This is a genomic window from Dokdonia sp. LLG6352-1 (assembly GCF_045055815.1).
In the GTDB taxonomy this organism is placed as follows: domain Bacteria; phylum Bacteroidota; class Bacteroidia; order Flavobacteriales; family Flavobacteriaceae; genus Dokdonia; species Dokdonia donghaensis.
In genome coordinates this window covers 290690-308557 of sequence record NZ_CP159329.1, presented here as the reverse complement: position 1 = coordinate 308557, position 17868 = coordinate 290690, and the positions used below count along the sequence as shown (strand labels likewise).

Sequence of the window (17868 nt, the reverse complement as noted above, 5' to 3'; positions counted from 1 at the left end):
GAAATAGAGAAAACCACTACCGTAACTATAATTAAATGAATACAGATACTATTGCAGATTTTCTGACACGTGTGCGTAACGCATCGGCAGCAAATCACAGAGTGGTCGAGATTCCAGCATCAAACCTTAAGAAGGCGATGACTAAAATCTTATTTGACCAAGGTTACATCCTTAGCTACAAATTTGTAGAAGGTAAAGCGCAAGATACTATCAAGATTGCCTTGAAGTATGATCGCATTACTAAAGAAGCAGTTATTAAGGATATCCAAAGAATCAGTAAGCCTGGTTTACGTAAATATTCTTCATCTAGTGAGATACCTCGTATCTTAAATGGTTTAGGTATTGCTATTGTTTCAACTTCAAAAGGAGTTATGACAGGTAAGCAAGCACAACAACATAATGTTGGAGGAGAGGTACTTTGTTACGTTTACTAATCAGATAAAAAGACAAAGACATGTCAAGAATAGGTAAAAGTCCAATTACAGTGCCAGAAGGAGTTACAGTAACTCTTGCTGATAACATTGTAACAGTTAAAGGAAAATTAGGCGAGCTTACGCAAGAGTACTCTGGTATTGAGATCAAAATCGAAGAAGGGGTTATTACTTTAGAGCGCGCATCAGATAAAAAAGACCTTCGTGCAAAGCACGGTCTTTATAGAGCTCTTATCGCAAATATGATAGAAGGAGTTTCTAAAGGTTTTGAAAAGCAACTTGAGTTAGTAGGAGTAGGATACAGAGCAAGTAATCAAGGGAATAAGCTTGATCTAGCTGTAGGTTTCTCTCACAACATCGTTTTAGATGTTGCTCCAGAAGTAAAAGTGGAGACAATCTCAGAAAAAGGTAAGAATCCTATCGTGAAGTTAACTTCACACGATAAACAACTAGTAGGAGCTGTTGCTGCAAAGATTCGTGGTTTCCGTAAGCCTGAGCCTTACAAAGGAAAAGGAATCAAGTTTGTAGGAGAGGTAATAAGAAGAAAAGCAGGTAAATCTGCATAATACATAGAGAAATGGCATTATCAAAAAGTGAAAAAAGAAATAGAATTCACCTTAGAATTCGTAAGACTATTTCTGGATCTGCGGAGAGACCAAGACTCTGTGTATTTAGAAGTAATAAAGAGATTTATGCACAGTTAATAGATGACCTTAACGGGAAGACTATTACAGCTGCATCGTCACGTGATAAGGATATCGCTGCTGCGAAAACTAACAAATCTGAAACTGCAAAACTTGTAGGTAAGGCAATCGCCGAAAAAGCTACAAAATCTGGAGTTGAAGCTGTAGTATTTGATAGGGGAGGTTACCTTTACCACGGAAGAATTAAACAACTAGCAGAGGGCGCAAGAGAAGGCGGTCTTAAATTCTAATAAAGTTATGTATCAAGATTATAAAAACGTAGAGTTAGTAAAGCCAAGTGGCTTAGACTTAAAAGATCGTCTAGTAGGCGTTCAGCGTGTTACTAAGGTAACTAAAGGAGGTAGAGCTTTTGGATTTTCTGCTATAGTTGTAGTAGGTGATGAGAATGGTGTTGTAGGACACGGATTAGGAAAGTCAAAAGAAGTAGCATCTGCAATTGCAAAGGCTATGGAAGATGCTAAGAAAAACCTAGTGCGTATACCGCTTAACAAAGCAACTATCCCTCACGAACAGAAAGGTAAATTTGGAGGAGCTCGTGTATTACTTTTACCAGCAGCTGCCGGTACAGGAGTAATCGCAGGTGGTGCAATACGTGCAGTACTTGAATCAGTAGGTATACACGATGTACTTTCTAAGAATCAAGGATCTTCAAACCCACACAACGTAGTAAAAGCAACTTTTGATGCTTTATTACAATTAAGAAGTGCAGAGACAGTTGCAAAGCAACGTGGTATCTCACTTGATAAAGTGTTTAAAGGATAAATCAAGGAACAATGGCAAAAATCAAAGTAACAAAGGTGAAGAGCGCGATTAATCGCACACAGAACCAGAAGAGAATTTTAGAATCTCTTGGATTGAGAAAAATAGGCCAGGTAAAGGTGCACGAAAATACACCTAACATCCTTGGTATGGTAAATAAAGTAAGTCACTTAGTTTCTGTAGAAGAAGCTTAATATAAATAACAGATGGAGTTAAATAACTTAAGACCTGCAAAAGGCGCTGTTAAGAAAAACGACGGTCGTAAAGGACGTGGCCAGGCAACTGGAAACGGAGGAACAGCTGGTCGTGGACACAAAGGACAGAAGTCACGTTCTGGGTATAGTAAGAAAATCGGTTTTGAAGGAGGTCAAATGCCACTTCAGCGTCGTGTACCTAAGTTTGGATTTACAAACATAAACCGTAAGGAGTATGCTGGTGTAAATCTAGATACATTACAAGAGTATGTAGACGCTGGTCGTCTTACAGAAGAGGTTTCTATAGATACACTTATTGAAGCTGGCCTTGTAGGTAAGAACGATTTAGTAAAGATTTTAGGTAGAGGTGAGCTTAAAGCTAAAATCAAAGTAACTGCTCATAAATTTACTGCAACTGCAAAAGCTGCTGTTGAGGCTGCTGGTGGTGAAGCTGTAACTTTATAATCGATAGAAGAGGATGAAATTTATAGATACAATAAAGAATATCTGGAAGATTGATGAGCTTAGGAATAGAATAATTCTTACGCTTACGCTTCTCCTCGTATATCGTTTTGGTGCACAAGTTGTACTTCCAGGTATAGATGCGTCACAATTGGGAGGTCTTCAAGCTTCTACAGACCAAGGGCTTTTAGGGCTTTTGGCTGCGTTTACAGGAGGTGCCTTTTCTAACGCATCTGTATTTGCATTAGGTATTATGCCTTACATTTCTGCTTCGATTGTAGTACAGTTAATGGGTATTGCAATACCTTATTTACAAAAACTACAGAAGGAGGGAGAAAGTGGTCGTCGTAAGATTAATCAGATTACGCGTTGGTTAACTATCGCTATCTGTTTATTACAGGCACCAGGGTACCTAGCTGCATTACCTGCGCTAGGAGTACCTTCAACTGCTTTTGTAATGGGTCTTACACCTACATTCTACATTTCTTCAGTACTTATCCTTGTAACAGGATGTATCTTTGCGATGTGGTTAGGTGAGAAGATTACAGATAAGGGAATAGGAAACGGTATATCACTACTTATTATGGTAGGTATTATCGCAACTATGCCTATATCATTTGTACAAGAGTGGGTTGCCCGTGTTACTGAATCTAATGGTGGATTAATAATGATCCTTATTGAATTAGTAATTTGGTTTGTGATTATTCTTCTTTGTATCCTATTGGTTATGGCAGTGCGTCAAGTTCCTGTATCATATGCAAGAAGAACTGCAACTGGTGAGTATGAAAAGAACGCGTTTGGAGCTAGAAATTTTTTACCTCTTAAATTAAATGCTTCTGGAGTAATGCCAATAATATTTGCACAGGCTATTATGTTTGTACCGGGTCTTATTGGAGAAGCGAGTTTCCTTGCTGACACATCGGTAGGTACTTGGTTACAGACTAACTTTGGAAATAATATATTTGGATTTTGGTATAATTTAGTTTTTGGACTTTTGATTATTATCTTTACATATTTTTATACTGCGATTACAGTTCCTACCAATAAAATGGCAGAGGATCTTAAGCGTAGTGGAGGTTTCATTGCAGGGATTCGTCCTGGATCTGAAACAGCAGAGTATTTAGATAAGATTATGTCTCAGATTACATTGCCTGGATCTATATTTTTAGCACTTATCGCTATATTTCCTGCTATCGCAGTTAATGTTTTAGGTATGCAACAGGGATGGGCTTTATTTTATGGAGGAACTTCCCTACTCATTATGGTAGGAGTGGCAATAGATACTATGCAACAAGTGAATTCTTACCTACTTAATAAGCATTATGATGGTCTTATGAAGTCTGGTAAAAACCGTAAAGCAGTAGCATAATGGCAAAACAAGCAGCAATAGAACAAGATGGGTCTATAATAGAAGCATTATCAAATGCAATGTTTCGTGTAGAACTAGAAAATGGTCACGTTGTGACAGCGCATATCTCAGGTAAGATGCGTATGCACTATATTAAATTATTACCTGGGGATAAAGTAAAATTAGAAATGAGTCCTTACGATTTGTCAAAGGCTCGTATAACGTACCGCTACTAAGCGGAAAAAAGCTGGATATGAAAGTAAGAGCATCCATTAAGAAAAGAAGTGCCGATTGCAAGATCGTTCGTCGCAAAGGCAGATTATACGTAATAAACAAAAAGAACCCTAGGTTTAAACAAAGACAAGGTTAATAGTTATGGCTAGAATTGCAGGGATAGATATCCCAAAACAAAAGAGAGGTGTAATTGCATTAACGTACATCTTTGGAATAGGAAAAAGTAGAGCACAAGAAATACTTGCTACTGCAAATGTATCAGAAGATAAGAAAGTATCTGATTGGGATGATGACGAGATAGGTCGTATTCGTGATGCTGTTGGTACATTTACTATCGAAGGGGAACTTCGTTCTGAAGTATCTTTGAACATTAAACGTCTGATGGACATCGGTTGTTACCGTGGTATTCGTCACCGTGTAGGTCTTCCATTAAGAGGACAACGTACAAAGAATAACTCACGTACGAGAAAAGGAAAGCGTAAAACAGTTGCAAACAAGAAGAAAGCAACTAAATAATAAGGCATAATGGCAAAGCAAACTGCAAAAAAACGTAAAGTTGTTGTAGAATCAGTAGGAGAGGCGCACGTAACAGCTTCTTTTAACAACATCATCATATCGTTAACAAACAAAAAAGGAGATGTAATCTCTTGGTCATCTGCTGGTAAAATGGGCTTCAGAGGTTCTAAAAAGAACACTCCTTATGCTGCTCAAACTGCTGCAGAAGATTGTGCAAAGGTTGCTCACGAGGCAGGCCTTCGTAAAGTAAAAGTTTATGTAAAAGGACCAGGTAACGGACGTGAGTCTGCTATACGTGCTGTACATAATAGCGGAATTGAAGTGACAGAAATCATTGATATCACTCCAATGCCACACAACGGGTGTCGTCCTCCAAAGAGACGTCGCGTTTAATAAATAATTATTTAATTAATATCTCGAGGGAGAACGGTTTGCAAAGGATTGACCTTAATTTCTAACCACCCTCAAAACACACATTTAAAATGGCAAGATATACTGGTCCCAAAACAAAGATCGCACGTAAATTTAGCGAGGCAATCTTCGGAGAAGACAAATCTTTTGAAAAAAGAAATTACCCTCCAGGGCAACACGGAAACAACAGACGTAGAGGAAAAAAATCTGAATACGCTGTACAACTAGCTGAGAAGCAAAAAGCAAAGTATACTTATGGTATACTTGAGCGTCAGTTTAGAAATATGTATGACAGAGCAAACCGTGCTCCTGGAATTACAGGTGAAGTTCTCTTACAATTATGTGAGTGTCGTCTAGACAACGTTGTTTATAGAATGGGAATGTCTCCTTCTAGAAGCGGTGCACGTCAGTTAGTAGGACACCGTCATATTACTGTAAATGGAAACATTGTAAATATCCCTTCTTATCAAGTAAAAGCTGGTGATGTTATCGCTGTACGCGAAAAGTCTAAATCTTTAGAAGTAATTTCTAACTCACTTTCTAATGCAAGTCACGTTTTTGAGTGGATCACTTGGAACAACGATAAGAAAGAGGGAACATTTGTGGCAGTACCACAACGTCTTCAGATACCTGAAAACATCAACACACAGTTCATCGTCGAGCTGTACTCTAAGTAATAACCACTAAAGCTAGAAAACCGATATGGCAATATTAAATTTCCAGAAGCCCGATAAAGTCATTATGATTGACTCTACTGATTTTGAAGGTAAATTTGAGTTTAGACCTTTAGAACCAGGTTATGGTTTAACAGTAGGAAACGCTTTACGTCGTGTATTACTATCTTCATTAGAGGGTTTTGCAATTACATCTGTACGTATAGAAGGTGTAGACCACGAGTTTTCAACATTGGCTGGAGTAGTAGAAGATGTTACAGAAATTATTCTTAACCTCAAACAAGTACGTTTCAAACGTCAGATAGAGGAGATAGATAATGAGACTGTAACTATATCCTTATCAGGTGTTGATCAATTAACAGCTGGAGATTTCCAAAAGTTTATTTCAGGATTCCAAGTGCTTAACCCAGATATGGTTATAGCAAATATGGATAAGAAAGTGAACCTTAATATGGAAATCACTATAGAGAAAGGACGTGGGTACGTTCCTGCAGAGGAGAATAAGAAATCTAATGCTCCATTAGGAACAATATTTACAGATTCTATTTATACACCTATCCGTAATGTAAAATACAGTATAGAAAATTACCGTGTTGAGCAAAAGACTGATTACGAAAAATTAGTTTTTGAGATAATTACAGATGGTTCAATCCACCCAAAAGAAGCACTTACTGAAGCTGCAAAAACACTTATCCACCACTTTATGTTATTCTCTGATGAGCGTATCACTCTAGAGGCAGATGAGATTGCACAAACTGAGACTTATGATGAGGAATCTCTTCATATGCGTCAGTTACTTAAAACAAAGCTTATCGATATGGATTTATCTGTACGTGCGCTTAATTGTTTAAAGGCTGCAGAGGTAGAAACTTTAGGAGATCTTGTTTCTTATAACAAGAATGATTTGATGAAGTTTAGAAACTTTGGTAAAAAATCACTTACTGAGCTTGAAGAGTTAGTAAATGTAAAAGGACTAAGTTTCGGAATGGATCTAGCCAAATATAAATTAGATAAAGACTAGGTAGCTGTACTTTAAATAGAATAGCGCTTTCGCGAAAGCGGAAAAATAATTATTACAATGAGACACGGAAAGAAATTTAATCACTTAGGGAGAAAGACTGCACATAGAAAATCTATGCTTGCAAATATGGCTTGCTCTTTGATTGAACATAAAAGAATAAACACTACAGTTGCAAAGGCAAAAGCACTTAAGCAATTTGTAGAGCCTATGATCACTAAATCAAAATCTGATACGACTCACAACCGTCGTATTGTATTTGCAAAACTTCGTCAGAAGGATGCAGTTACAGAATTATTTAGAGATGTTGCGGCAAAGGTAGGTGATCGTCCAGGAGGTTATACTCGTATCATCAAGTTGGGTAACCGTCTTGGAGATAACGCAGATATGGCAATGATCGAACTTGTAGATTACAATGAGATTTACAACGCTGGTAAACCTGCCAAAAAGAAATCTACTCGTCGTGGAGGTAAGAAAGCTGAAGCTGCTCCTGCAGTTACAGAAACTGCTTCTAATGAGGAAGAATAGAACGGTAAACCTTATGAAAATAGGTTAATTAGTATCGGGATTTACTGCAAGGTAAATCCCTTTTTTTATTTTTGGCGGTATAATTAAATGTTTGGCAAAGTGTTTGCCTATAAGTTACTGAAATTAAAATATTAGAAAATGAAAAAAATAGCTATAGTAGTAATGTGTGTTTTAGCAACATCACTTTATGCACAAAAGGATGCAGTAGATGCAAATAACAATGTACTTGGAGCACTTGCCTCTTTCGGTCCAGATGGAGCTGGCGTAGGAGGTTCTAGTATAGTTTTTAATCCAGCAAGGCGTATAGACGGTACTGTTCACGTTTTTGAAACGTGGCGTAACACGGCTATTATCCAAACTACCGGAGGTATGACGTTGCGTTTGCGTGATAATATTAATCTCAATGCCAGACGTAATGTTTTTGAATCTAAGATAGGAACAGACTCAGTATTTACTTTTGATTTTACAAACATTGAGAAAATGGTTGTAAATAATAAGACGTATAAAAACATCTTTTCTCCTGTAGAGGGAGGTTACCGTCTAGTAGAGGTTGTAGCAGAAACTGATGATTTTGCTATATATAAAGATTATAAAATCGATATTAAGGAAGGAAGCCCTAACCCGATGCTTGCTCAACAAAATGACAAGTACCTTATGAAAGACTCTTACTATGTGAAGAAGGGTAGAAGTTTTAAAAAGTTTAAATTAAAAAAATCTAGCTTTTTAAAACTTGCAGGTAGTAAAGCCGATATGCTTGAGGCCTATGCAGATAAAAATGATCTCAATTTTAGAGATGAGAAAGACCTTGAAAAGATCGCCAGTTACTATGGCAGTTTATAATATTATTTATGGGAGCTATTTGGCTCCCATTTTTTTTTGTTTAGATATGGGATAAAGTCCTTTTCTGAAAACCTTTTTTTAACCTATTTTTGTAAAGTTTATAAAATAAATTCTGAATGAAATATCAATCTAGAAGACCTGCCTTACTTTTATTATCAGATGGGACTATATTTCACGGTAAAGCCGTTGGAGATAAAGAAGCAACTTCATATGGAGAAGTTTGTTTTAATACCGGTATGACGGGATATCAAGAGATCTTTACAGATCCTTCATATTTTGGGCAATTAATGGTAACTGCAAATGCTCACATAGGTAACTACGGAGCTACAGATGTTGAGACAGAGTCTGATAAAGTAAAAATATCAGGTCTTATATGTAGAAACTTTAGTTATAATTATTCTCGCAAAGATGCTCAGGAGTCTCTAGAGCAGTTTTTAGATAAGAGTGATTTGTTTGCTATTTCTGATGTAGATACTAGAGCCCTAGTAGCACACATACGTGATAATGGATCTATGAATGCTTTAATTACTACAGATGTAGAAAATATAGAAGCGCTTAAGGCAAAGCTAGCCGAAGTTCCCGATATGAAAGGACTTGAACTAGCATCAAAAGTGTCTACAAAGGAGCCATACTACTTTGGAGAAGAAGATGCGGAGGTTAAAATTGCAGCCCTTGATATTGGAATTAAGCGCAACATCTTACGTAACCTTGCAAAGCGTGGAGCTTATGTAAAGGTTTTTCCTTATGATACAACATACCAAGAAATGAAATCTTGGAATCCAGATGGATATTTTCTATCAAATGGTCCTGGTGATCCAGAACCGCTCGTAAATGCCATTCAGGTCGCAAAGGATATCATTGCAGATGATGAGCCTCTTTTCGGGATATGTCTCGGCCATCAAGTAATTGCCCTTGCAAATGGAATTTCAACATATAAGATGCATAATGGGCATCGCGGTATTAACCACCCTATTAAGAACCTAATTACAGGTAAAGGAGAGATAACCTCTCAAAATCACGGTTTTTCTATTAATAGGGAAGAGACAGAAGCACATCCAGAGGTAGAGATAACACACGTTCACCTTAATGATCATAGTGTTGCTGGTATTAAAATGAAAAATAAGAATTGCTTCTCAGTACAATATCACCCAGAAGCAAGCCCAGGACCTAATGACGCTACCTATCTATTTGATCAGTTTATAGAAAATATAAAAAGCGTAACAGCATAAAAATTTAATCCCTTCCATTATGGCAGGGATTTTTTTATAACGCTTACGCGAAAACGTTATCGCGACAATAACCTATCAATTTATAGAAATTAAGGTCAAAATCGTATTTTTACGTAACTAACAAAACAACTAAGAAAATGAGCATTATCATAGAAATTCACGCAAGACAAATATTTGATTCAAGAGGTAACCCTACAGTAGAGGTAGATGTATTTACAGAACTGGGCGCTATGGGTAGAGCAGCAGTACCTTCTGGAGCATCTACAGGTGAGCACGAAGCTGTTGAGTTGCGTGATGGTGGTACAGATTTTATGGGTAAAGGTGTTAAGAAAGCGGTAGAAAATGTAAACACCCTTATCGCTCCAGAACTCTTAGGTGTTTCAGTTTTTGAACAAAATGCCATAGATGAGTTAATGATTGAGCTAGATGGCACTCCTAACAAGTCAAAATTAGGAGCAAATGCTATATTAGGAGTTTCATTAGCCTGCGCAAAAGCCGCAGCAGCCGAGCTTAATATGCCATTATATAGATATATAGGTGGAGTTAGTGCAAACACACTTCCAGTACCTATGATGAATATTATAAATGGAGGTTCTCATAGTGATGCACCTATTGCCTTTCAAGAGTTTATGGTAATGCCTGTAAAAGCAGAGAGCTTTAGTCACGCCTTACAGATGGGCACAGAAATATTTCATAATCTTAAAAAAGTATTGCACGACAGAAATTTAAGTACAGCTGTAGGAGATGAGGGAGGATTTGCGCCTGCACTTGACGGTACAGAAGATGCACTTGATAGTGTAAAACTTGCTGTAGAAAAAGCTGGTTATTCTTGGGGTGATGAGATAATGATTGCCTTAGACTGTGCCGCTGCAGAGTTTTATGTAGACGGAAAATATAACTATGCAAAATTTGAAGGAGAAGGAGGTAAAATACGCACTAGTGAGGAGCAAGCAGATTATCTAGCAGAACTAGCAGATAAGTATCCTATTATCTCAATAGAAGATGGTATGGATGAAAATGACTGGGAAGGCTGGAAATACTTAACCGATAAGGTGGGTGATAAAGTGCAGCTTGTAGGAGATGATTTATTTGTTACTAACGTAGAGAGACTCTCTCGAGGTATTAATGAAGGTATTGCAAACTCAATTCTTATTAAGGTAAATCAAATAGGGACTCTTACAGAAACTATTGCAGCCGTAAATATGGCTCACAATGCTGGATATACATCAGTAATGTCACACAGGTCTGGAGAAACCGAAGATAATACTATTGCAGATCTCGCAGTAGCACTTAATACGGGACAGATCAAAACTGGTTCGGCCTCTAGGTCAGATCGTATGGCAAAGTATAATCAACTTATTCGTATAGAAGAAATGCTTGCAGATACTGCTTACTTTCCGGCAATGAATGCTTTTAAAATTAAATAGAATTAAAACTATATTTTTTAAAACCCTCTCTCTGAGAGGGTTTTTTTATGAGACTATTTTTATTTATGAGTCTAGTTTACTTTGTTGGTTTGCTGGTATATAGGAGTCAGTTTAAGTAAAAAACAAAAATTTTATTAATTTTTACAAGTAGAATGTTTGTTAAATGCAAATTTTTTAAAAAAGAAAGAATAAACTTACATAAAAACACTTGCGCATCGATAAAAAGGATGTAAATTGCCGACGTAAAGATGAAGTAACCGCTATAAGGTTATCTTTAGACTTTCATTAGGTAGTTAAAATTCAAGAAGTAACACCTTAATAGTTTGCCCACAATTGTTGATACCACGTTAGTGAATAAACAGGTATATAATTTTTTAAGTTGGGTAAAGAGCGGGCAGTGAGGCCCTTTTGCTGCACGCTCGCTCTTTTTAAAAAACTGTATCTAAGCATTAAATCTTTATTTTAAATTTGAGGGCTTAGCTATGATTTCAGAGAGTTATCGCACAGTACTATCTTAAGATAATTTATACATCTCCATCTATTTATTTACGCGGTAAGTAATAGAAAGGTCAAAAGACCGATATTTTTACATTTTATTAACCATCTAGCGGCGTATTATGTTAAATAAAACGACTTCTTTTTTGTAATTTAGCCTTCCAAAATAAACTAAGTAAAAATAAATTTTTTCAGGCATAGATGGCAGATAAAGCAACTTTAACAATAGACGGAAAGAGCTACGAGTTTCCTATCATTACAGGGACAGAGCAAGAGCAGGCAATAGATATTAAAGCACTTAGAGGTGCTACTGGAGGTATAACGACTATTGACCCAGGTTATAAAAATACAGGGTCTTGCCAGAGTGCTATAACTTTCCTTGATGGAGAAAAAGGTATTCTTAGATATAGAGGATACTCAATAGAAGAACTTGCCGAAAAAGCAGACTTTCTTGAAACTGCATATCTTTTAATTTTTGGAGAATTACCTACAAAGGAGCAACTTGCAAAATTTGATGCAGATATTAAGTCTGAGTCTCACGTAGATGAGGATATGAAGAAAATCTTAGATGGTTTTCCTAAGTCGGCTCACCCTATGGGAGTATTAAGTGCTCTTACATCTGCACTTATTGCATTTAATCCTTCTACAGTAAATGTAGATTCTGAAGAAGAAATGTATAACGCAATCGTAAAGCTACTAGCTAAGTTTCCTGTGCTAGCTGCCTGGGCAATGCGTAAAAAGAAAAGTCAGCCGTTAGATTACGGAGATAACTCACTAGGGTATGTAGAGAACTTCCATAAAATGATGTTCTCAAAACCTAATGAAGCTTATACCGTAGATAAAGAGATAATCGCTGCTATAGATAAGTTATTAATCTTACACGCAGACCACGAGCAAAACTGTTCTACATCTACAGTGCGTATTGTAGGATCATCTCACGCTGGTCTATTTGCTTCTATCTCTGCAGGTATCTCTGCATTATGGGGTCCTTTACACGGAGGAGCAAACCAAGCAGTTATAGAAATGCTTGAGGCAATAAAGAATGATGGTGGTGACACTAAAAAATATATGGCAAAGGCAAAGGATAAGCAAGATCCTTTCCGTCTTATGGGCTTTGGACATAGAGTTTATAAAAACTTTGATCCGCGCGCAAAGATCATAAAAGTAGCTGCAGACGAGGTTCTTGGTCAACTAGGTATACAAGATCCAGTTCTTGATATTGCAAAAGGTCTTGAAAAAGAAGCGCTAGAAGATCCATATTTTGTAGATCGTAAATTATATCCTAATGTAGATTTTTACTCAGGTATTATTTACAGAGCTTTAGACATTCCAGTAGAGATGTTTACGGTTATGTTTGCATTAGGTCGTCTTCCAGGATGGATTGCACAATGGAGAGAAATGCGTCTTAACAAAGAACCTATAGGTCGTCCACGTCAGGTTTATACTGGTGAAAACTTAAGGGCTTTTAAAGAAGTTTCTGAGAGATAAAAATTCAATAGTACATTATAAAGGAGCAAGCGTTTAGCTTGCTCTTTTTTTATGCCTTAAAAGCAATAACGTAACTATTTAAAAATTGTAAATTCACTTTCGTGAAAAATTCCAAATACCCATCACCAGTTATCGTAGAGCAACCTGAACTTATCCTAGTAGGTTTACAGGCTACAATGTCTCTAGCTCATAATACTACAATGCAGTTATGGCAAACCTTTGGACCGCTAAGGAGGACTATTCTTAACAAGTCTAATAGAGGGAGTTATAGTGTGCAATGCTATGCAGATGATTTTATGACTACTCCATTTACACCAGAAACTAAGTTTGTAAAATGGGCCGCAGTAGCTGTAACAACCGAAAATGACATTCCAAATCAATTAGAAGTATTAAAAGTTCCAAAAGGTAAATGGGCAGTTTTTCCATACAAAGGAACCACACGTGATTTTGGAGTATTTGCTCAATATATCTACAGTCAGTGGTTGCCAAATTCTGGGTATCAATTAGATGATAGACCACATTATGAATTTATGCCAGAGGACTACCTAGGCCCAAATAATCCACAATCTCAAGAAGAAGTGTGGATACCTATTAAGTAAGCTTTCGCGAAAGCGTAAAAATCAAAATGCACTGCATATATGATAAATTTCATATAGATTGGCATTCTTTTTTTAGCAAATCTGAGTTATCTTTACCTTATGCTTAAACTAAACGTAAAGAACGAAACTTCAAGGCTTAGAGCCGTAATCTTAGGTACTGCCGAAAGTAATGGACCTACGCCAAAACTTGAGGAAGCCTATGATCCAAAATCTGCGCTACATTTAAGAGAAGGAACATATCCTCTAGAGAAAGATATGGTTCCAGAGATGGAAGCCGTTGCAGCAGTCTTTAAAAAGTATGATGTAGAGGTTTACAGACCGCAAATTATAGAGAACCTAAATCAGATCTTTACACGTGATATAGGATTTGTTATAGATGATAAATTCTTTAAATCTAATATATTACCAGACAGAGAAGAAGAGATAGAGGCCATTGAGCACGTTATAAGACAGGTGCCGTCTACACACGTTTTTAGATTACCAGAAGAAGCGCACATTGAGGGGGGAGATGTTATGCTGGCAGATAATCATATTTTTATAGGTACTTATCGTGGTGATGATTATCCAGATTATATCATTGCGCGTACCAATATGCTTGCTGTAGGTATGATACAAGATTTGTTTCCTCGCAAGAAGGTAATGTCTTTTGATCTCAGAAAGTCTAATACAGATCCTTATAATAATGCCTTACATTTAGATTGCTGTTTTCAGCCAGTGGGGAATGGGAAAGCTATACTTCATAAAAATGGCTTTTTACAAGAAAAGGAATACGAGTGGCTGGTAAACTTTTACGGGAAAGAAAATATCTTTGAAATCACCTCTCAGGAGATGTTTAATATGAATTCAAACATCTTTAGTATCTCTCCAGAGGTAGTAATTTCTGAACGCAATTTTACTAGATTAAACACTTGGCTACGTGATCAAGATATCACTGTAGAAGAGGTTCCTTATGCAGAGATAGCAAAGCAAGAAGGCTTGCTGCGCTGCAGTACATTGCCACTTAGAAGAGATTAAAAAATAAAAAGGCTGGAAGTTTTATCTTCCAGCCTTTTTTACTTTAATTAGTCCAGTAATCTATTACCATAACATCTGCTACGTGCGGCTGTATAGAGGCTACAAAATTTTGATGAGCAGTATGGGGTAGATATGTATCTAGACCATCTTGCGAGTCAAACGTTAATAAAAATGCGTGGGTAAAACCTTTGTTTAAGTCTTCTGCACTTTTATGTAATCCCCATTCATAATCTTTTATGCTTTTAATTTGAGATGGTAAGGTCGAGAAGTCTGTAACAATTTTTTCAATCTCTTGCACCGTACTCTCTTCATTAAATTTAAAGAGTACCATATGCCTTAGCTGTCTTGTATGCTTCATTTCTTGCTTGCTTATTTCACGGGTTGATGTAGTATTTTCTTGTGAGCACCCAAGGGTGATTATTAATACAAATAAGGTTACGGTTAGTTTCATATAGTACAGTTTAAATTATTTAGTAAAAATCAGATGTTAAGTAGTTTTAACTGCACCAGCAAGTTTTTTTGCTCTCGATACTACCTCTGTAATATCTCCATTAAGGTCATCATAGGTTACTACAACCCCCATACGTCTGTATGGACGAGAAGTAGGTTTTCCAAATAGCCTGAAATCGCTTTTTGGCGCAGTAGCCAAGGTATTAATGCCAGTAAAACCTGGATTTTCTGAGTGAGCCGTAGCTAGTATAACTGCACTTGCACCTATACGTTCTTGAGTAATTTCTTTAATAGGAAGTCCTAGCACAGCTCTTAGGTGTAGCTCAAACTCATTATAATTTTGCGTGTTTGCAAGCGTTACCATACCGGTGTCGTGTGGACGTGGTGAAAGCTCAGAAAAGTAAACGCCATCATCTCCTATAAAAAATTCTACGCCCCAGATACCGGCACCGCCTAGCGCTGCAGTAACTTGAGCCGCCATATCTTGAGCGGTTTTAAGATGATCTTCTTGCATTGCGGCGGGTTGCCAGCTTTCTTGATAATCGCCACGTTCTTGACGGTGACCTATAGGAGGACAAAACAAAGTGTTGCCGTCGTGTTGTGTAAGCGTGAGTAGGGTTATCTCATAATTAAAGTTTACAAAAGCCTCTACAATCACCTCTGCAACATCACCTCGAGAGCCTTCTTGAGAGTAGTCCCACGCTCGTTGTATGTCGTCTGGTGTTTTAATGGTAGATTGTCCTTTTCCGCTAGAAGACATTAGTGGTTTCACCACGCAAGGAATGCCTACTTCTTTAACCGCTTTTTGGAGCTCTTGAGCAGAGGTTGCATAGCGATAATTTGCAGTTTTTAAGCCAAGGTCTTTTGCAGCAAGATCGCGTATAGATTTGCGATTCATTGTAAAATTTGCTGCTTTTGCACTAGGTATTACAGTGATTCCTTGTTTTTCATAATCATATAATCGCTCTGTTCTTATAGCTTCTATTTCTGGTACTATATAGTCTGGGCTATGTTTTGCTACAAGCGCATCTAGTGCCTTCCCATCTAGCATATTAATTACTTCGCGACCATCTGCTACTTGCATAGCAGGGGCATTATCATAACTATCTACAGCAATTACGGTCTGACCTAGACGTTGTGCAGCTATTATAAATTCCTTTCCTAGTTCTCCTGAGCCTAGTAATACTATTTTTTTATTCATAATGTTTTGCTTTCGCACTTCGGCAAGCTTAGTATAAACTTCACTTGCGTGAAAACGGTATTATTTACTTTCTTCTATCCAACCATTAATTTTTTCCTCAAGTAGTTCGAGAGGGATACACCCTGTCTCGAGTACCTCTTTGTGAAAATCTCTTATGTCAAATTTATCACCTAGCTCCTGAGTTGCTTTTTCTCTAAGTTCTCTAATCTTAAGTTGGCCTATTTTATAAGAAAGCGCTTGTCCTGGATTTGCCATATAGCGCTCAATTTCTGATGTAATACCTGCTTCACTTTCGGCTTCATTTTCTAGGCAATATGCGATTGCTTTCTCACGGCTCCATCCTTTGGTGTGGATTCCTGTATCTACTACAAGCCTAACTGCTCGGTGCATTTCGGCTCCTAGTGTTCCAAAATATTGGTATGGGTCTGTATAAAGTCCTAATTCCTTACCAAGCGACTCTGTATATAATGCCCAGCCCTCGCCATAAGCACTGTACCATAAAGTTTTTCTAAACTGTGGTAGTGTCTCGCTTTCTTGCGTGAGTGACACTTGGAAGTGGTGACCTGGTATAGCCTCGTGTAAAAACAAAGACTCGTCTGAGTATACATTATAGGTAGTTGCGTCTGGTATAGGCGTGTAGAAAATACCTGGTCGAGTACCATCTAGCGATCCTGGGTTATACTCTGCACTTGCAGATTTCTCACGGAAAGCTTCTGTCTGTCTTACTTCAAAAGCTGTTTTAGGCTGTAGGCTAAAGAGCTGGTCTACCTGCGGCTTTATTGTCTCGTGCATTGCATTAAAGTTTGCAATAATCTCTTCTGGAGTAGTGTACGGCATTAGCTTTTTGTTAGTACGTACATCGTCAAAAAATGCTTTAAGATCTCCTTTAAAACCTACTTGCTCCTTAACTTTTTCCATCTCCTTGCGTATACGAGCTACCTCACTTAGACCAAGCTGGTGTATCTCGTCTGCGCTCATTGTGGTAGTGGTGTATAATTTTATTGCATAGTCATAATACTCACTTCCTTGTGGTAAGTCACTATAACCAGAGCTATCGCGTCCAGCCGCTAAATATTCATTTTGTAAGAAGTCACGCATCTTTGCATAAGCAGGGATTACTTTACCTTCTATCATATTTTTATAATCTGTGCGTATGATATTCTGATCTTCTTCTGTAATTCCATCAGGAAAATTTGCGACAGGCTTGTAAAAAAGGTGGTTCTCTATGGTAGGCTCTGTCATAGCATCCATTTGCGGGATGATTTTCTTAATAAGTGATTTAGGAAGTACATACCCTTCTGTCATACCCTTGCGCATATTTGTTACTGAGCTGTTGAGCCACACTAGGTACTCATCTACTCGTTGTTGCCAGTTGCGGTAATCTTCTACAGTGTTAAAAGGTTGTGCACTCGCTCCACTTGCAAGCTGGCCAAACATAAGATGTGGTGACCACATCTGGTCTATAGGCGTGAGGTCTTTTTTAAATTCCATACCCTCTAGATTGATAGCAATATCCCAGAGCAATACCTCCTTACTCATCTTCTCTGTGTCTGTAAGGTCACTGTCGTTAAACAGCTGTATAGAATCACGGTAAGATGTATAATAAGTTTTTACTGCATCCTTATGAGATTGAGATAGTGCATCTGGAAATTTGTCATTATACCTATTATCACCAGACATTGTTGCATTAAGCGGGTTAAGCTTTAGGCCGTCTTCATAATAGTTATCTAGCACATTGTTAAATGCCAGAGATGTGTCTCTTGTGCTAGTTGTTTCTGTGGTAGCGTCGTTTTTACAAGCTATAAGGCTTAGAGCCATCATTCCTGCAAGTAGCGTTTTTTTCATA

Annotated in this window: 23 protein-coding genes; 20 read left to right on the top strand and 3 right to left on the bottom strand. The window is 37.5% G+C overall.

The window, feature by feature from the left end; translation table 11 throughout:
- Positions 1–35: 35 nt before the first annotated feature.
- The 20 genes from rpsH (at position 36) to ABVM49_RS01325 (ending at position 14371) form a co-directional block, all read left to right on the top strand.
- Positions 36–434: a 30S ribosomal protein S8 gene (gene rpsH, locus ABVM49_RS01420; RefSeq protein ID WP_038599609.1), complete on the top strand. Its 399-nt coding sequence runs from the start codon at positions 36–38 to the stop codon at positions 432–434.
- A 20-nt stretch (positions 435–454) separates the two neighbouring features.
- Complete coding sequence (rplF, locus tag ABVM49_RS01415) at positions 455–997, top strand: 50S ribosomal protein L6 (protein WP_380033498.1); 543 nt, start codon at positions 455–457, stop codon at positions 995–997.
- A gap of 11 nt (positions 998–1008) precedes the next feature.
- A complete protein-coding gene (rplR, locus tag ABVM49_RS01410) occupies positions 1009–1365 on the top strand; it encodes a 50S ribosomal protein L18 (RefSeq protein WP_375252340.1) in 357 nt (118 codons plus the stop codon).
- A gap of 7 nt (positions 1366–1372) precedes the next feature.
- A complete protein-coding gene (gene rpsE, locus ABVM49_RS01405; protein ID WP_035327573.1) occupies positions 1373–1897 on the top strand; it encodes a 30S ribosomal protein S5 in 525 nt (174 codons plus the stop codon).
- An 11-nt stretch (positions 1898–1908) separates the two neighbouring features.
- Entirely contained in the window at positions 1909–2088 is a 180-nt protein-coding gene (gene rpmD, locus ABVM49_RS01400) for a 50S ribosomal protein L30 (protein WP_035335938.1), read from the top strand.
- Between the two features lie 12 nt (positions 2089–2100).
- Positions 2101–2553 (top strand): 50S ribosomal protein L15, encoded by a 453-nt coding sequence (gene rplO, locus ABVM49_RS01395; protein WP_038599618.1) that lies wholly within the window; start codon positions 2101–2103, stop codon positions 2551–2553.
- 13 nt (positions 2554–2566) lie between these two features.
- Positions 2567–3919: a preprotein translocase subunit SecY gene (gene secY, locus ABVM49_RS01390; RefSeq protein ID WP_035327579.1), complete on the top strand. Its 1353-nt coding sequence runs from the start codon at positions 2567–2569 to the stop codon at positions 3917–3919.
- Positions 3919–4134 (top strand): translation initiation factor IF-1, encoded by a 216-nt coding sequence (gene infA / locus ABVM49_RS01385; protein WP_013751343.1) that lies wholly within the window; start codon positions 3919–3921, stop codon positions 4132–4134. Before secY ends, infA begins: the two co-directional genes overlap by 1 nt.
- Positions 4135–4151: 17 nt before the next feature.
- Positions 4152–4268 carry a type B 50S ribosomal protein L36 gene (gene ykgO / locus ABVM49_RS01380; RefSeq protein WP_010519235.1) on the top strand — a complete coding sequence of 39 codons (117 nt, stop codon included), beginning with the start codon at positions 4152–4154 and terminating at the stop codon, positions 4266–4268.
- A gap of 5 nt (positions 4269–4273) precedes the next feature.
- Positions 4274–4648, top strand: coding sequence for a 30S ribosomal protein S13 (rpsM, locus tag ABVM49_RS01375; protein WP_038599622.1), 375 nt, complete (start codon positions 4274–4276; stop codon positions 4646–4648).
- Positions 4649–4657: 9 nt separating this feature from the next.
- A complete protein-coding gene (gene rpsK, locus ABVM49_RS01370) occupies positions 4658–5041 on the top strand; it encodes a 30S ribosomal protein S11 (protein ID WP_035327583.1) in 384 nt (127 codons plus the stop codon).
- A gap of 89 nt (positions 5042–5130) precedes the next feature.
- The gene (gene rpsD, locus ABVM49_RS01365; protein ID WP_038599625.1) at positions 5131–5736 is read left to right on the top strand and encodes a 30S ribosomal protein S4; all 606 of its coding nucleotides are present in this window, start codon (positions 5131–5133) and stop codon (positions 5734–5736) included.
- Between the two features lie 25 nt (positions 5737–5761).
- Positions 5762–6754, top strand: a complete 993-nt coding sequence (locus ABVM49_RS01360) for a DNA-directed RNA polymerase subunit alpha (protein ID WP_013751347.1) — start codon at positions 5762–5764, stop codon at positions 6752–6754.
- A gap of 57 nt (positions 6755–6811) precedes the next feature.
- Positions 6812–7279, top strand: a complete 468-nt coding sequence (rplQ, locus tag ABVM49_RS01355) for a 50S ribosomal protein L17 (protein ID WP_038599628.1) — start codon at positions 6812–6814, stop codon at positions 7277–7279.
- Positions 7280–7417: 138 nt separating this feature from the next.
- Positions 7418–8119, top strand: a complete 702-nt coding sequence (locus ABVM49_RS01350; protein ID WP_375252341.1) for a hypothetical protein — start codon at positions 7418–7420, stop codon at positions 8117–8119.
- A gap of 116 nt (positions 8120–8235) precedes the next feature.
- Positions 8236–9348, top strand: a complete 1113-nt coding sequence (gene carA, locus ABVM49_RS01345) for a glutamine-hydrolyzing carbamoyl-phosphate synthase small subunit (protein WP_375252342.1) — start codon at positions 8236–8238, stop codon at positions 9346–9348.
- A gap of 137 nt (positions 9349–9485) precedes the next feature.
- The gene (gene eno / locus ABVM49_RS01340; protein WP_035327593.1) at positions 9486–10775 is read left to right on the top strand and encodes a phosphopyruvate hydratase; all 1290 of its coding nucleotides are present in this window, start codon (positions 9486–9488) and stop codon (positions 10773–10775) included.
- 696 nt (positions 10776–11471) lie between these two features.
- On the top strand, positions 11472–12758 hold the full coding sequence (locus ABVM49_RS01335; protein ID WP_298351821.1) for a citrate synthase: 1287 nt from the start codon (positions 11472–11474) through the stop codon (positions 12756–12758).
- Between the two features lie 101 nt (positions 12759–12859).
- Positions 12860–13357, top strand: a complete 498-nt coding sequence (locus tag ABVM49_RS01330) for a GyrI-like domain-containing protein (RefSeq protein ID WP_405202717.1) — start codon at positions 12860–12862, stop codon at positions 13355–13357.
- Between the two features lie 99 nt (positions 13358–13456).
- Positions 13457–14371: a dimethylarginine dimethylaminohydrolase family protein gene (locus tag ABVM49_RS01325; RefSeq protein WP_405202716.1), complete on the top strand. Its 915-nt coding sequence runs from the start codon at positions 13457–13459 to the stop codon at positions 14369–14371.
- A gap of 43 nt (positions 14372–14414) precedes the next feature.
- On the opposite strand, the gene ABVM49_RS01320 is transcribed toward ABVM49_RS01325, so the two are convergent.
- From ABVM49_RS01320 to ABVM49_RS01310, 3 genes are read right to left on the bottom strand one after another with little or no spacing between them, the layout of a single operon-like run.
- Positions 14415–14822: a Dabb family protein gene (locus tag ABVM49_RS01320; protein ID WP_405202715.1), complete on the bottom strand. Its 408-nt coding sequence runs from the start codon at positions 14820–14822 to the stop codon at positions 14415–14417.
- Positions 14823–14858: 36 nt separating this feature from the next.
- Entirely contained in the window at positions 14859–16022 is a 1164-nt protein-coding gene (gene purT, locus ABVM49_RS01315; RefSeq protein ID WP_405202714.1) for a formate-dependent phosphoribosylglycinamide formyltransferase, read from the bottom strand.
- Positions 16023–16082: 60 nt separating this feature from the next.
- The gene (locus ABVM49_RS01310) at positions 16083–17867 is read right to left on the bottom strand and encodes a DUF885 domain-containing protein (RefSeq protein WP_405202713.1); all 1785 of its coding nucleotides are present in this window, start codon (positions 17865–17867) and stop codon (positions 16083–16085) included.
- Between the last annotated feature and the right edge of the window lies 1 nt (position 17868).